Source organism: Shimia sp. R9_1 (assembly GCF_017743775.1).
Lineage (GTDB): Bacteria > Pseudomonadota > Alphaproteobacteria > Rhodobacterales > Rhodobacteraceae > Shimia.
The window spans coordinates 13,599-28,386 of sequence record NZ_JAGHRN010000004.1 but is presented as its reverse complement, the minus strand read 5'-3'; the positions used below and the strand labels follow the sequence as shown (position 1 = coordinate 28,386).

Annotated in this window: 15 protein-coding genes; 3 read left to right on the top strand and 12 right to left on the bottom strand. The window is 61.0% G+C overall.

Annotated elements, in window-relative coordinates:
* Window positions 1-65 precede the first annotated feature (65 nt).
* Window positions 66-1,601, top strand: coding sequence for a Ppx/GppA family phosphatase (locus J7399_RS13505; RefSeq protein WP_209086880.1), 1,536 nt, complete (start codon window positions 66-68; stop codon window positions 1,599-1,601).
* Between the two features lie 44 nt (window positions 1,602-1,645).
* On the opposite strand, the gene J7399_RS13500 is transcribed toward J7399_RS13505, so the two are convergent.
* The 7 genes from J7399_RS13500 to J7399_RS13470 form a co-directional block, all read right to left on the bottom strand.
* Entirely contained in the window at window positions 1,646-2,038 is a 393-nt protein-coding gene (locus J7399_RS13500) for a hypothetical protein (RefSeq protein WP_209086878.1), read from the bottom strand.
* A gap of 25 nt (window positions 2,039-2,063) precedes the next feature.
* A complete protein-coding gene (locus J7399_RS13495; protein ID WP_209086876.1) occupies window positions 2,064-3,089 on the bottom strand; it encodes an endonuclease/exonuclease/phosphatase family protein in 1,026 nt (341 codons plus the stop codon).
* Window positions 3,089-3,766 carry a molecular chaperone DjiA gene (locus J7399_RS13490; protein WP_209063862.1) on the bottom strand — a complete coding sequence of 226 codons (678 nt, stop codon included), beginning with the start codon at window positions 3,764-3,766 and terminating at the stop codon, window positions 3,089-3,091. Before J7399_RS13490 ends, J7399_RS13495 begins: the two co-directional genes overlap by 1 nt.
* Window positions 3,767-3,808: 42 nt before the next feature.
* Window positions 3,809-4,288, bottom strand: a complete 480-nt coding sequence (locus tag J7399_RS13485; RefSeq protein ID WP_209086875.1) for a GNAT family N-acetyltransferase — start codon at window positions 4,286-4,288, stop codon at window positions 3,809-3,811.
* Window positions 4,285-4,893, bottom strand: coding sequence for a VOC family protein (locus J7399_RS13480; protein ID WP_209086874.1), 609 nt, complete (start codon window positions 4,891-4,893; stop codon window positions 4,285-4,287). Before J7399_RS13480 ends, J7399_RS13485 begins: the two co-directional genes overlap by 4 nt.
* A gap of 200 nt (window positions 4,894-5,093) precedes the next feature.
* Window positions 5,094-7,229: a methylmalonyl-CoA mutase gene (scpA, locus tag J7399_RS13475; RefSeq protein WP_209086873.1), complete on the bottom strand. Its 2,136-nt coding sequence runs from the start codon at window positions 7,227-7,229 to the stop codon at window positions 5,094-5,096.
* A gap of 17 nt (window positions 7,230-7,246) precedes the next feature.
* Window positions 7,247-8,203, bottom strand: a complete 957-nt coding sequence (locus J7399_RS13470; RefSeq protein ID WP_209086872.1) for a hypothetical protein — start codon at window positions 8,201-8,203, stop codon at window positions 7,247-7,249.
* 111 nt (window positions 8,204-8,314) lie between these two features.
* On the opposite strand from J7399_RS13470, the gene J7399_RS13465 reads away from it, so the two are divergent.
* Window positions 8,315-8,788, top strand: coding sequence for a DUF4174 domain-containing protein (locus J7399_RS13465; protein WP_209086871.1), 474 nt, complete (start codon window positions 8,315-8,317; stop codon window positions 8,786-8,788).
* A gap of 43 nt (window positions 8,789-8,831) precedes the next feature.
* Here J7399_RS13465 and J7399_RS13460 read toward each other — a convergent pair whose 3' ends face one another.
* From J7399_RS13460 to J7399_RS13450, 3 genes are all read right to left on the bottom strand, one after another.
* A complete protein-coding gene (locus tag J7399_RS13460; RefSeq protein ID WP_209086870.1) occupies window positions 8,832-9,746 on the bottom strand; it encodes an aldo/keto reductase in 915 nt (304 codons plus the stop codon).
* Between the two features lie 73 nt (window positions 9,747-9,819).
* Window positions 9,820-11,847, bottom strand: a complete 2,028-nt coding sequence (locus tag J7399_RS13455; RefSeq protein ID WP_209063877.1) for an acetyl/propionyl/methylcrotonyl-CoA carboxylase subunit alpha — start codon at window positions 11,845-11,847, stop codon at window positions 9,820-9,822.
* A 172-nt stretch (window positions 11,848-12,019) separates the two neighbouring features.
* The gene (locus tag J7399_RS13450; RefSeq protein WP_209063879.1) at window positions 12,020-12,223 is read right to left on the bottom strand and encodes a hypothetical protein; all 204 of its coding nucleotides are present in this window, start codon (window positions 12,221-12,223) and stop codon (window positions 12,020-12,022) included.
* 644 nt (window positions 12,224-12,867) lie between these two features.
* Here J7399_RS13450 and J7399_RS13445 point away from each other — a divergent pair.
* A complete protein-coding gene (locus J7399_RS13445) occupies window positions 12,868-14,016 on the top strand; it encodes a DcaP family trimeric outer membrane transporter (RefSeq protein WP_209063881.1) in 1,149 nt (382 codons plus the stop codon).
* A gap of 86 nt (window positions 14,017-14,102) precedes the next feature.
* Here the strand turns inward: J7399_RS13445 and J7399_RS13440 are convergent, their stop codons facing one another.
* Entirely contained in the window at window positions 14,103-14,456 is a 354-nt protein-coding gene (locus J7399_RS13440) for a hypothetical protein (RefSeq protein WP_209081114.1), read from the bottom strand.
* Window positions 14,457-14,564: 108 nt separating this feature from the next.
* Window positions 14,565-14,711 carry a hypothetical protein gene (locus tag J7399_RS13435; RefSeq protein WP_209063885.1) on the bottom strand — a complete coding sequence of 49 codons (147 nt, stop codon included), beginning with the start codon at window positions 14,709-14,711 and terminating at the stop codon, window positions 14,565-14,567.
* Window positions 14,712-14,788 lie beyond the last annotated feature (77 nt).

The window sequence follows — 14,788 nt, the reverse complement described above, 5'->3', positions numbered from 1 at the left end:
AAAAGCCGCGTGGCGCACAGTAATGATGCAGAACCACGCGACTTTTTTGGCCGGACCAGACGCCTATGCCCAATGACCCGAAACAGGATCACAGCCTGTTTGAACGCCCCATCTTTGAAGATCCCGAAGCCCGAGCCCTGTCTCGTGTTGGCGTGGTGGATGTGGGATCCAACTCCGTCCGACTGGTGGTCTTTGACGGGGCCGCCCGCAGCCCGGCCTATTTTTACAACGAAAAAATCATGTGTGCCTTGGGCGCTGGCATTGCCGAGACCGGCAGACTGAACCCGAAAGGGCGCGAGCGTGCGCTCTCTGCCATCGCCCGCTTTGCCCAGATCGCGCGCACCATGCGGGTCTCTGGCCTCACAGCCGTTGCCACTGCCGCCGTGCGCGAAGCCAGCGACGGACAGGCCTTCTGCGCGGAAGTGCTCGAGCAGACCGGCGTGATGATTCACGTGATCGACGGCGCAGAAGAGGCCCGCCTCTCCGCGCAAGGCGTGCTCACCGGCTGGCCCGGCGCTTACGGTCTGATCTGTGACATTGGCGGCGCTTCGATGGAGCTTGCGGAAATCAACGACGGTCAGGTGGGCCGCCGCGTGACCTCCCCGCTTGGCCCGCTCAAGCTGCGCGACGTCAAAGGCGGCAAAAAGGGCCGCCGCGCCTTTATCAACGAGACGCTCGACCAGCTCTACAACCAGATGGGCAACCAGCGAAACCGCCTGTTCCTCGTGGGCGGCAGCTGGCGCGCCATCGCCCGCATCGACATGGAGCGGCAGAACTACCCGCTCAAAGTGCTGCATGAATACCGCATGACCGCCACCTCGGTGCGCGAAACCGCCAAATATATCCAGTCTCAGGACCCGGACGAGCTGCGCGCGCGCTGCGGCATTTCCAGCTCCCGTATGGACCTTGTCCCGCTGGCCATCGAAGTGCTCAAAGGCGTGCTGCGCCGCTTCAAGCCGCATGACATCGCCATCAGCTCCTACGGCATCCGCGAAGGCGTGCTATATGAACAGATGCCAGAGCGCATCCGCCAGCGTGATCCGCTGATTGAGGCCTGCCGCTTCATGGAAGCCAAAGACGCCCGCATCCCCGGTTTTGGCAAAGCGCTCTACCGCTTCATCCAGCCGCTGTTCAATGCGGCCAAGCCGGAACAGCACCGCCTCATCAAAGCCGCCTGCCTGCTGCATGACGTCAGCTGGCGCGCCCATCCCGACTACCGGGCTGAAACCGTGTTTGACAGCACCACCCGCGCCAATCTCGGCGGGTTGAAACACAGCGAACGTGTGTTCCTTGGCCTTTCCCTGCTGCACCGCTACCGCAACAAGGCCGAAGGCACCCGCTTTGAAGAGCTCGCCCGCCTGCTGAGCGACAAACAGCGCCATCAGGCCGAAGTCATCGGCAAATCCATGCGCTTTGGCGCGATGCTCTGGCAAAGTGACAGCGAGAATATGGGCAGCCTGAAATACTACCCGAAAAAGGCAGAGCTGCACCTGCGTCTGCCCACCAGCACCGGCGCGCTTTACGGCGAGGTCGCCGAATCCCGCTTCAACGCGCTCTGCAACACGCTGGGGGCCGCCCCAACCGTAAAAGTGCGCGACTGATCAGATCGCGTTTGTGCCCAAGAGTGCGCGCCGGGCGTGCGCACTCACAGCTCTATCGCGCCATCCTCACTGCTTTCGCCCACATCACCCTCGTCTTCCGGCGTGATGACCTCAGGCACCTTCTTGCGCAAAATAATGTCTCCATTGGGAAGCATTTCCGGCGCATGATACTGGCTCCAGTCCTGCACCTGCGAAAACACCTCGCCCAGCTTGGGGCCCATCTCCAGCATAAAGGCCTGAATGCTCGGCCCGGCGTCTTCCATGAAAGATTGCAACCCTTCCAGCGCGGGTGCCATTTCTTCCTGCAGGCCTTTGAAAAACAACAGCGCCCCCTCTTCCATCAGGCTGCGCCCCTCGGCTTCTTCCTCAGCCCAGCCTGCGCTTCCCGACAGGCTCACAGCCACGCATAGGCCCGCGGCCAAAAATCTCTGTTTCATGGTCTTCCTTCCTGCGCCGCCCCGCTCAGAGATCAATGTCCAGCACCACGGGAAAGTGGTCTGACGCCGCCAGCAAAGCCTCGCGCAGCGGGGCATTCTGCCAACAGGCATGATCTTCAAACGGATGCCAAATGCGCCATTTTGGCCGCTCAGTGCGCAGCCCTTCCGAAATCATCACGTAATCCAGCAAGGCCGACAAATAGCGCCCCTGCCGCTCGATATGAAACCGCGCCGTGCTGGCCTGTGCCGCCAACGGGTGGCGCAGCGCATCCTGCGCATGAGGATCAAACATACGCGCGCCATCCTCCGGCCCGATCAGGATCTCCACCGAAGAATAGCCAAACAGATGCTCAAACTCATCCAGCCCCGGCCCGTCGTTCAAATCGCCGAGCAGGATCACATCATCGCCCGCCGCCAGATCTTCTTCGATCCGCCGCCTCAGCCAGATCGCCTGCGCCAGCTGCTTGCGCCGGTTGGCAATGGAGATGCGCATGACCTCATCGTCCCCGCGCGCGCCATGGGGGGCCTTGGATTTCAGATGTGCCCCGATCATGCGGAAGGTGCGGCCCTTGGCCGTGGTCACGTCAAGCTCCAGCGGCGGTTTTGAAAACCGCACCAGATCCTCCCGCGCATCCACATCCAGATCAATCCGCATGGCCCCGTCAAACCGTGGCGCGCCCACCGCGCCCTCCGGTCCGGCTTCCGCCCCGCGCGGATCATGCATCGGCACCAGAGCCGCCGGATCAAACAGTAAGGCGATTTCCTGCTGGGTGGTGTTGGCAAAACCCATGATCGCCTTGCGCGCGCGCAACTGAAACTGCCCGGCAAAGTGCTCCAGCGCCGCAACGGTGTCTCTCCGCCGCCCCTGATCGGGCGCTTCCACCACCATCACCGCATCCGCATCCATCTCGGTGAACACGCGCCCCAGCGCCTCAATCTGCGCCGCCCGGCTCACGCCTTGCCGCCCGGATGCCTCGTCATCGCGCAAAAGCCTGTTGTCCTCATCAAAGAGGCTCGAAAACCACTCCACATTATATGTGGCGATGCGCATCACGCGGCCTCGTTGATCTGATCCCAGGCTCTGTTGATATCAATCATACGTTTTTCAGCGATTTTCACCGCTTCTTCAGGCACGCCCCGCGCAATCATGCTGTCCGGATGGGTGTCGCGCACAAGTTGTCGCCAGGCCTTTCTAATATCCTCTATTGGCGTCTCCGGGTCCACCCCCAACACGCTATAAGGATCAGGCTCCGCATCCGGCACATAGCGCGCCCGCAAAGCTTTGAAGCAATGGTCATCCATGCCGAGGATTTCCGCAACGCGGCTGAGGAAGATGTCCTCATTGGGGTGATACTCCCCATCGGCCACGGCGATATGGAACAGCCCTTCCATCAAATCCCCGGGCCGCCCGCGCACCGCGCCAAACATGCCTTTGATGCGATGGGCATATTCCTCAAACCCCGCCACGTCCTGACGCGCCATGTTAAAGACCTTGGCCGCCTTGGCCTCATCTTTGGGGGCAATCTGAAAGACTTCGCGAAAGGCTGTCACCTCATCACGAGTCACCAGACCGTCGGCTTTGGCCATCTTCGCCCCCAGCGCGATCACCGCAATGGTGAAAGCCACAGAGCGCTCCGGCGGCGCGCGCAACTGTTCAAAAACCTCCGCGAGGGATTCCCCCTGGCTGAGGGCGGACAAAGCTTGGCTGATGCGGGACCAAATAGACATATTCCTAACCTATCCTCTCTGCCGTCAAATGCCAGTGCTGCATCACAGCATTTTTTGCAGCAAGACCAGATCCATCCAGCGATCAAACTTGCGCCCCACCTCAGGAAGCCGTCCAACCTCCTGAAATCCCATGGTTTTGTGAAATGCGATGCCTGCGGCGTTTTCACTCCCCACACCGGCCACCATCACATGATGCCCGGCCACTTTTGCTGCATCCTCAAGCTGGCCTAGCAAAGCGCGCCCAAGGCCCTGCCCGCGCGCCGAAGGTGTCAAATAGACCGTGTGTTCCACCGTGCGCGCATATCCCGGCCCGCCGCGAAACGCGCCATAGGTGGCAAAGCCCACAATCTGCCCCGCCTGTTCTGCTACAAAGAACGCTGCCGCCTTGGCCTCAATTGCCGCGCGCACCTGCTCTGAAGTCTTCTCAACCGTGGTGAAGGTGCTCACACCGTCGCGGATCTCGGCATTCCAAATCGCCGCCACCGCCTCAGCATCTGCCGCATCGGCTCTGCGCAGCGTCATCGCAGCACCCGCGTGCCATGCGGCGTCTCAAAGGTTGCGCGCAGCTCGGAAGCCCCGTCCACAAACACCACACGTTCGTCCTGCAAACCCACCGCCGCTTCCAGCGCCGCCGCTTCCGGATGCGCGACTTCCAGCCGGGTCAGCGCCACGCCCGAGGCGGGCAGAAGCTCCGCCGGTGTCACCGCCACATCCCACTGAATGAGCGCCGGAAAGCGGTTGTCATACGGCAGCACGCCACTTTCCGGCACCGCCATCCGCCATTTCAGATCCCCGCGCGACAGGGCAATCGGCTTGCCCGCCTCCACATCCAGACGCGCCAACTCGCCGTCCAGATCATCACTGCGGCAAATCCAGTTCCCCAGACGCGGCCCGCCTTCTAGACGATCCAAATCAAACCACCGTGGATAGGGCAACGCCTCTGCCGCCGGATTGGCGGCAATCGCCTCCAGATAAAGCCCATCCGCCAGACCAATCAGTTGATTGTGCGTGCCAAAATGCGCGTGCTCGCCACCCGGCCCCATTTTGATGCCCAGCGCCTCTTCCACATGCGCCACCGCCTCTGCCAGCGTTTCCGCGGCCACGGCCAAATGATCCAATCTCAGCATCACACCCTCCTGCTTTGGCGCCACCAAAGCCCAAAGCGCGCGCCACCACAACGCAAAAAGAGGCGCGAAACCGCGCCCCTTCCTCTTGCCCGAAATATCCCGGGGGTACGGGGGCTGGCCCCCGTTTCAACCTGTGTACGGGGCTGGCCTCCGTTTAAAACTGCGTTCGGGGGCTGCCCACCCGCACCGCCAAGCCCCGTTTACTTACGGGCGTCGCGGATCAGCTCCAGAATGTTCTGCGCCGCTTCCGGAATGTTGGTGCCCGGGCCAAAGATCGCCTTCACACCCGCATTCTGCAGGAACTCATAGTCCTGCTGCGGAATAACGCCGCCGCAGATCACGATGATATCCTCCGCGTCTTTGTCCTTCAGCGCTTCGATCAGCTGTGGGGCCAGCGTCTTGTGACCTGCTGCCTGCGAGGAAATCCCGACCACATGCACGTCGTTGTCTACCGCGTCCTGCGCCGCTTCTGCCGGGGTCTGGAACAGCGGTCCCACATCCACGTCAAAGCCGATATCGGCAAAGGCGGTCGCAATCACTTTTGCACCACGGTCATGGCCATCCTGACCCATCTTCACCACCAGCAGACGCGGACGGCGGCCTTCTTCTTCGGCAAAATCCTCGATGGATTTCTGAATCGCCGCAAAGCCCTCGTCGCCCTCATAGGCTGCGCCATAGACACCGGCGAGCGTCTTCACCTCAGCGCGGTGACGGCCGAATTCCTTCTCCATTGCCATGCTGATCTCTCCTACCGAGGCGCGGGCACGCGCGGCTTCCACTGCTGCGGCCAAGAGGTTGCCGCCTTCCTTCGCCACTTTTGTCAGGTTCTCAAGTGCGGCGTCACAGGCGGCGCTGTCACGCTCTGCCCGGATGCGCTCCAGACGGGCGATCTGGCTTTCGCGCACGGCCACGTTGTCCACATCCAGAATATCGATCGGGTCTTCCTGCTCCTTGCGGTACTTGTTGACCCCAACGATCACCTCGTCGCCTTTGTCGATCATCGCCTGGCGGGTTGCAGCACTTTCCTCGATGCGCAGCTTCGGCATCCCGCTGGCCACCGCCTTGGTCATGCCGCCCATCTCCTCGACCTCTTCGATCAGCGCCCAGGCCTTTTCGATCAGCTCATTGGTCAGGCTTTCGATGTAGTAAGAACCCGCCAGCGGATCGACCACATTGGTTACGCCGGTCTCTTCTTGCAGCACCAGCTGGGTGTTGCGCGCAATGCGTGCGGAGAAATCGGTTGGCAGCGCGATGGCTTCATCCAGCGCGTTGGTGTGCAGCGACTGGGTGCCGCCCAGAACCGCGCTCATCGCCTCATAAGCGGTTCGGATCACATTGTTGTAAGGGTCCTGCTCCTGCAGGCTCACACCAGAGGTCTGACAGTGGGTCCGCAGCATCTTGGAGCGCTCGGATTTCGCGCCAAATTCGGTCATGATCTTGTGCCAGATCGTGCGTGCCGCGCGCAGCTTGGCGATCTCCATGAAGAAGTTCATGCCAATCGCAAAGAAGAAGCTCAGGCGGCCTGCGAATTTGTCCACATCCATGCCCGCATCCATCGCCGCACGCACATATTCACGTCCGTCCGCCAGCGTGTAGGCCAGCTCCTGCACGAGGTTCGCGCCCGCTTCCTGCATGTGGTAGCCGGAAATCGATATGCTGTTGAACTTCGGCATCTCGTTGGAGGTGTATTCGATGATATCAGAGATAATCCGCATGCTTGGCTCAGGCGGATAGATATAGGTGTTGCGCACCATGAACTCTTTCAGAATGTCGTTCTGAATGGTGCCCGCCAGCAGGCTCTTATCATGGCCCTGCTCTTCACCGGCCACAATGAAGTTGGCAAGGATCGGAATAACCGCGCCATTCATGGTCATCGACACAGACACTTTGTCCAGCGGAATGCCGTCAAACAGGATCTTCATGTCCTCAACGGAGTCGATCGCCACACCGGCCTTGCCCACGTCACCCACCACGCGCTCGTGGTCGCTGTCATAGCCGCGGTGTGTCGCCAGATCAAAAGCCACAGACACACCCTGCTGACCGGCCGCGAGGTTGCGGCGGTAAAAGGCGTTGGATTCTTCGGCGGTGGAGAAGCCCGCATACTGGCGGATGGTCCAGGGGCGGCCGGCATACATCGTCGCCTTGGGGCCGCGTGTGAACGGGCCAAAGCCCGGCAGGCTGCCCATATGCGGCAGGTCCTGTGTGTCTTCTTCCGTGTAGAGCGGTTTGACATCAATGCCTTCGAGCGTTTTCCACGTCAAATCCTCAAGCGGTTTTCCACGCAGCTCTTTTTCCGCCAGTTCGGCCCATTTCTTGGTGTCTGTCATCGACGTCATCCTCGTCTTCGTTTTTGCTAGCCAAAGCGGCTGGCACTGCCAGCCCTCTCCGGTGCGCTGTCTTCAATCAGATACGCCAATCCATCCGCCCCGGCGCGCAGCCAGGCCAGATCTTCGACGTAGATTTCTCTCAAAATATCAACCTTGAAGGCATCAAACGGATGCCAGCGCCCCATCCCATTGGGCAGTGCGTCAGGTGACTCCCCGCGGTCCCGCAGGATCTCTCTCAGCTCAGGCAGTTTCGGCACCTGAGCCAGACCGTTCAGGCGGAAGTTGGTCGGCGCCTCAAAACGTCCGCTGACCGCATATCCCAGCACGACCTCAGGCCGCGCACCCAAACGCTCATAGGGGATCACCAGAATTTCAGCATCCGGCGCGGCGCAGGCCAGATCCAGCACCACTTTGCGCCAGCTGCGCGGCTGTGTGACCAGTCGCTCCAGCTTTGCCTCATCCGGCAGGTCCCGGCCCCAGCGCAACCCGTGCGCCAAAGCCCCTCCCCAATAGTCTTCAAGCGCGCGAATGCCGATGATCACGCGCTTCACACGTCCGCCAAAAGCATGCACAACCCGCGCCACCCGCTCCCCCGCCGCCGGGTAGAGCCGCTCTGCGGCGAGGTTGTTTTCCATGCTGCCCAGCATGTCCGGCTCAAGCACCATCAGATCCTTGACCTTGTCACGCTCAAGCATGGCAGACCGCAATTGCACCCGCCCGGCCCCGCGTGCACGGCGTCGTTCCACGCCATGCAGACCGGATCTGAGAGTGACCCCGTCAAACAGGCCCTTGCGAGTGTGTTCTGTAGTCCAGACCGCCAAACCACGGGCCTGAAGCGACCGGCGGTTGCGATTGAGATAGCTTGCGAGTGTGGAAACCCCAGAGAGATGGGCCCCGACATGTAGGATGACGTCCATGGCTGCGCGCACCTTGCTAAAGGCCATACCCGCATGGGCGGCCGGATATACAGAGACCGCCATCATGCACAGACACCCATGGATATCTTGCTAATCGACTGTAAAATTTGACCCATTTTACGGTTAGGGATCGTATTGTGGGTCAGCACGCTTATATTGGGCGCAGCAGGAGAGAGAATGACACACCGCTTAGCCCTTGTTCTAATTGCCTTTCTGTCAGCCACCGGCGTTGCGGCACAGGCCACCGAAGCCCCAACCGCCCCCGGCGCAGAAAACACCGAAAATGCACCACAACTTGTGCGCTCAGGCCTTGATGCGCAGCTCGAGGATTTCCGCTGGGTGAATCGGCTGATCGTGGTGTTTGCCGACACCGAGCGCGATCCGCGCTTCATCCAGCAGATGGAGCTCATCAATGCGCGCCCTGAAGCTTTGCTTGAGCGAGACGTGATTGTCTTCACCGACACCGATCCGGCGGCCAAATCCCCGCTGCGCCAGAAACTGCGCCCGCGCGGCTTCATGATGGCCTTTGTTGGCAAGGACGGCATTGTATATTTCCGCAAACCGCTGCCGTGGTCCGTGCGCGAAATCTCTGCCAGCATCGACAAAAACCCGCTGCGCCAGCAGGAAATCCGCGACCGCCGCCAGCCGTGAACGCGCGCCTCTGCGCGCGGTGTGATATGCCCGGCGGCCGATATCACGGCATCGCTTTCCCGCGTGCGGCGACCAGCACATCATACCAATCCTGACGGCTCAGACGCACGTCAAACACTTTGGCGCTGTCTTTGATCCGCGCCACATTCTGCGTGCCGATCAGGGCAATAAGATTGGCGGGATGCGCCAGTACCCAAGCCAGTGCCACATGGTCCACGCCGACGGATTCGCGCGTGGCAATCCCTTCCAGCACGGTCAGCACGCGGGCCTCCTGCGTGCCCGCTTCCGGCTGATGCGCCGCCGTCAAACGGCCTCCGCCAAGCGGCGACCAGGCCATCACCGCAAGGTTCAGCTCCTGCGCAATATCCAGCGTGCCATCTTCCAGCGGATCAATCGCCAGCGGTGAAAATTCCGGCTGGCTCGCGACCAGCGGAAAATCGAGCTTGCTCTGCAGCGCCCGGATCTGTGTGTGGGTGAAATTGCTCACCCCCGCTTCCCGGATTTTGCCCGCTTTACGCAGCAGCGTCAGCGCGTCCGCCACCTCCTCAAACGAGGCCAGCAGGTCGGGGCGATGGATCAAGAAAACGTCGATGGTGTCGGTGCCAAGCCGCGCGAGCGAGCCTTCACAGCTCGCAATCAGGTTGGACGCGCGGCTGTCGTAAGGCACAGGCGGGTGAATGCCCGCTTTGGTCACCAGAACCGTGCGCGCGCGCAGGTCTTTTTCCGCGCGGTAGACAGCACCAAGCACCTCTTCCGCAGCGCCAAAGCCTTCGGCGCCAAATCCGTAAATCGCCGCCGTGTCCACAAGGTTGGCACCAATCTCCAGCGCCGCATGCACCTTCTGCGCCGCCTCCGCCGCTGTAGACCCTGCAAACCGCCAGCACCCATAGGCCAGCCGCCCGGTGTAAAACGGGCCAATTTGGGTCGTCTTTGCAATCTGCAATGCGTCTCCGGTCATGGCGGGCTCCTATGGTTTCGGCGGTGAGAGCCCGCCCGACATCCAAGCCGGACGAGCCATTGTCTGGATCAGATCATTCGAATTCGATGATCACATCATCCACCGCAAGGCTGTCGCCTGCAGCTGCGTTGATCTTGCTGACCACGGCCTTCTTCTCGGCCCGCAGGATGTTTTCCATCTTCATGGCTTCCACCGTGCACAGCGCCTGACCTTCCTGCACTTCGTCCCCCACTTCCACGTCGACCTTCACGATCAGACCCGGCATTGGGCACAGGAGCATCTTGGAGGTGTCCGGCGGCAGCTTCTCCGGCATCAGCTTGGCAAGCTCGGCCTGACGCGGCGTGCGCACATGCACCTTCAGATCCGCGCCACGGGTCCGCAGACGGAACCCGCCGGAGATTTTGCCAACCTTCAGCACCAGACGGCCATCCACATCGACCTCAGCCAGCTGGTCACCCGGCGTCCAGTCAGAGGCCACACGCAGCTTGCTGCCATCCTCAAACTTGACAGTGGAGCCTTCCTTGTCGGCCTTCACCTTCACAGCAAAGTCATGCCCCTGCAGGGAGACAACCCACTTCTTGCCGACACGGCGCTCGTGGTTGTCCATGCGGCCCGACACACGGGTGCGACGGATTTCCGCCACGCGGTACATCGCCGCCGCAGCCGCCGCCACGCGCTTCAGCTGCGCCTCAGGCAGTTCCACACCGTCAAAGCCTTCCGGATACTGCTCTTCGATAAAGGCAGTGGTCATGTCGCCTTTGATGAAGATCGGGTGATCCATCACCGCACTCAGAAACGGCAGGTTGTGACCAATGCCTTCGACTTCAAAGCTGTCCAGCGCCACCCGCATCGCCTCAATCGCCGCGTCACGGGTCGGGGCCCATGTACAAAGCTTGGCGATCATCGGGTCATAATACATGCTGATCTCGCCGCCTTCATAGACACCGGTATCATTGCGCACGACCTCATCGCCCGCATCACCGGGTTGGGTGCCCGGGGTGTAGGCTTTGGTCTCCGCCGGTGGGCGGTAGCGGGTCAGGCGGCCAATGGACGGCAGGAAGTTGCGATAGGGATCTTCCGCATAAAGACGGTTCTCAATCGCCCACCCCTGCAGCTTCACATCGTCTTGTGTGATGGTCAGCGGCTCGCCATTGGCGACACGGATCATCTGCTCCACAAGATCCACACCGGTGATCAGCTCGGTCACAGGGTGTTCCACCTGCAGACGGGTGTTCATCTCAAGGAAGTAGAAGTTCTTCTCGCCATCCACGATGAATTCCACGGTCCCGGCAGAGGCATAGCCCACCGCCTTGGCCAGCGCGACAGATTGCTCGCCCATCGCCTTACGGGTGGCTTCATCAAGGAACGGGCTTGGCGCCTCTTCCACAACCTTCTGGTTCCGGCGCTGGATCGAGCATTCACGCTCGCCCAGATACACACCGTTGCCATGGGCATCACACAGCACCTGAATTTCAATGTGACGCGGCTGGGTCACGAACTTCTCGATGAAAATACGGTCATCACCAAAGCTGTTGGCCGCCTCGTTCTTGGACGATTGGAACCCCTCGCGCGCTTCCTCATCGTTCCACGCGATCCGCATGCCTTTGCCGCCGCCACCAGCGGAGGCTTTGATCATCACCGGATAGCCGATCTCGTTGGAGATTTTCACGGCCTCATCCGCATCCTCGATCAGGCCCATATAGCCCGGCACGGTGGAGACATTGGCGTCCTGTGCGATCTTTTTGGAGGTGATCTTGTCCCCCATCGCCTCGATTGCCCCTTTAGGGGGGCCGATGAAGGCCACGCCAGCCGCTTCCAGCGCCTCGGCAAATTTCGCGTTTTCCGACAGGAAGCCATAGCCCGGATGCACCGCCTGCGCGCCGGTCTTCTTGATGGCGTCCATGACCTTGTCGATCACGATGTAGGATTGGTTGGCGGGCGGCGGGCCAATATGCACCGCTTCATCCGCCATCTGCACATGCAGCGCCTGCTTGTCGGCGTCAGAGTAAATCGCCACCGTCTTGATGCCCATCTTCCGGGCAGATTTGATCACACGGCAGGCAATCTCGCCCCGGTTGGCAATCAGGATCTTGTCGAACATCGTCTCGTCCTTTTGGTCTTGTCAGGCCGCTTGCGCGGTCTGGTTTGGCAACAAAAAAGCCACCCGCCCGCGCAAACGGGTGGATGGCTTCGTTTTCGGGTTCGACTGACGGGCAGCCGAATATCTCAGAACTGATGCCGGGGCTGCGACAGCTGCCGCCGCCCGCGCTTCATCAGCACTTGTTGGAGAATTCTTTACAATAAACGACGTTGGCTGCGCTGCCGATGACCGCGCCAGCGGCGAGGCTGCCGCCCACGACCGCAGAGGCCGCAGTGCCTGCGCCCGCGCCGATGAGCGCCTGTTCGCCAAGGTTGTCGCCACAGGCGCCAAGCGCGGTGAGCGCACAGACGCCGAGAATTGCTGCTTTGATACGCATTGCTGAGTTTCCGATACCTGTGAGGGTCTTATGCCCTCTGCGTTTCTGCCTGCATCCGTCTGCCCGCTGCACAGCTCTTTGACAGCCTGCGGTCCCGCGCTTTTCTGGCCTGCCTCAGGCGAGATCTGAACCGAAAAAACGGGTGATTCTGAAGGGACACGACAGAACCACCCGGAAGGGGAAGGGTAACGGAATACACTGTTACAGGAACCCGCCAGAACGGCGCATCCCACGGAAATCATGATGACACCAAATTTTGGGAACCAAAGCGCATTCTGCCCCGACGTGCCACCGTAGGCCGCATCCTGCTCAATCCGCTCACCCCAAGGCAACTTCCCGCCGACCGTATTTGGCAGGCACTGCGCGGACTGGCGATCAACTGCCTTCACAAACACGCGAAAATTGGGAACCAATTGGTACACAAGTGCAGTTTCAAGAGGGGGGCGATCACAATGGGCCAACAATGGCGTGGTCTGCATTTTCAACACCTTACCCTTACATAAGGACCCTGCAGAGCACACCTTCACAAAACTGTCACAAAGCACTGAATTTTTGCTCACGCTGGCTCGCGGCGACGTCATTTCGACAATCCGCAAACCCGTGAAACGCATGGGGTGTTGCACGTCATTGAAAGGACCAGCCACATGAGCAAACCCAGACATAAACTCTTGACTGTCGCGGCATTGACCATAGGGACGACCGGCACTCTCGCGCAGGCCCAGGATCAAGGCACGCAGTCCGAGCTTGACGCGCTGCGCGCCCGCGTCGAGGCGCTTGAGGCCGGCAGCGAACCGGCCAGCACCGGCGGCGGCGACTTCAGCATTGGCGGCACCAGCGTCGACATCTACGGCTACCTGAAAGCCGACTTCTACTATGACACCGACTTCCGGCAGGGCGACACGGCCTTCCCGAACGCCATCGGGGAGCCGGCCAACGCCACCGACGGCAGCTTTGGCGCCACCGCGCGGCAATCCCGCCTCGGCTTCCGCACCAGCACCGACACCGGCATCGGCAATGTCTCCGGACGCCTTGAGCTGGACCTGTTTGGATCTGGCGGCACCGCAGAGCTGCGCCTGCGCCACGCTAGCGTTCAGTTGGGCGACCACTGGCTGATCGGTCAGGACTGGACCAACTTCATGCCGCTGAGCCAATACCCCACCACGGTGGAATTCAACGGCCCCGTCGGCATCGCCTTCGCCCGTGTGCCGCAGATCCGCTACACCCACAGCTGGGACGCCCTGACCTTCAGTGCCTCCATCGAGGAAAACAACACCACCTCTGATGACCCGACCTTCACCTCGGCCCTGTCTTACGACACCGACCTCTTCAGCGCCCGCGTGGCAGGCCTTGCTGGCACTGTGCGCACCGGCGGACAGGACATCGACCAGAGTGGTTTCACCCTCTCCGGCGCGGTACGTCCCTGGGCGGGCGGTCTCTTCCAGGCCACCTATGTTGACGGCGAAGCCCTCGGCCCGCTGCTCATCGGTGCAGGCAATGCGGCTGTCGGCGGTCAGGCCAATGACGTCTCCGGCTACACGCTGGAATTCCGTCAGGACATTGGCGAGCGCTGGAACGTTGGCATCGCCTACGGCCGGGAGGATTACGACCTCGCCACGTCCACAGGTACCCTCGCCTTTGACGAGCTGGAAACCATCCACCTCAACGCCTTCTACAAGGTGACGGATGATCTGACCTTCAGCGCGGAATACTTCATCGGGGAACGCAACGATGTGGCCACCGGGCGCACGTTTGACTCCGACCGTATCCAGCTGGCTGTGCAGCTGAACTTCTAAAGCGAAGCCATGGCCCTGCCCGCCAACAGCGGCAGGTGGGGCCATACCCATTGGGGGCAACGTGATATGTGCGCCCGGCTGGTGCATCAGTAGTCGTCTTCAAACGCGTCCGGGAAAGAGGCCCGTGCCACGGCCTCATCAATCACCAAAAGTGCGTCATAGCTCTCCGGATCAAACGGATCGTCCACCGCGATCACCTCGCGCCCGAAAAGCCAGCTCAGACGCCCGGCATCCAGATTGCCGCGCTCAAAGGGCTGATCTCCGAAATGCTCCCAAAGCGCCGCCATAAAGGCCGTGTCCGCGCGCCGGTCAGCCGGTTTGCGGTCCTTGAAACGCTCTCTGCGGGTGATCGGTGTCACGCCGCGTGGGTTGGCGCGTCGAATTGTGAATTGAAAATCTGAACCCGGAAGACGCCCGGGGAAGCCGCGATGCTTGATCATGCCAGCGCTCCCTTCTGCTGAGGGAGCGGTATCCGCATCACCTGTTGTGTGGTGCAAGCAGGCCGCGCGGCCTGCTCACGAGTCGTGCGAATCGAAAGGCTATGCGCCTTACTTGTATTTGCCAGTGTAGGCTGGCTCGGTTGAGATCGGCTCTGGGTCAACCACAACGAACTCTTCAATTGGTTCGTCTTGGCCGCAGGCCGCCACGAGGGCCACAAGGCCAATCGCGAGGAATGACTTGATGCTCTTGGACATCTGTTTCTCCACTTATCGTTTTCAGTATGGACAGGGCGTGTGCACCCTGCCTGCCTCACTGCCGCGGTGTTGCGACA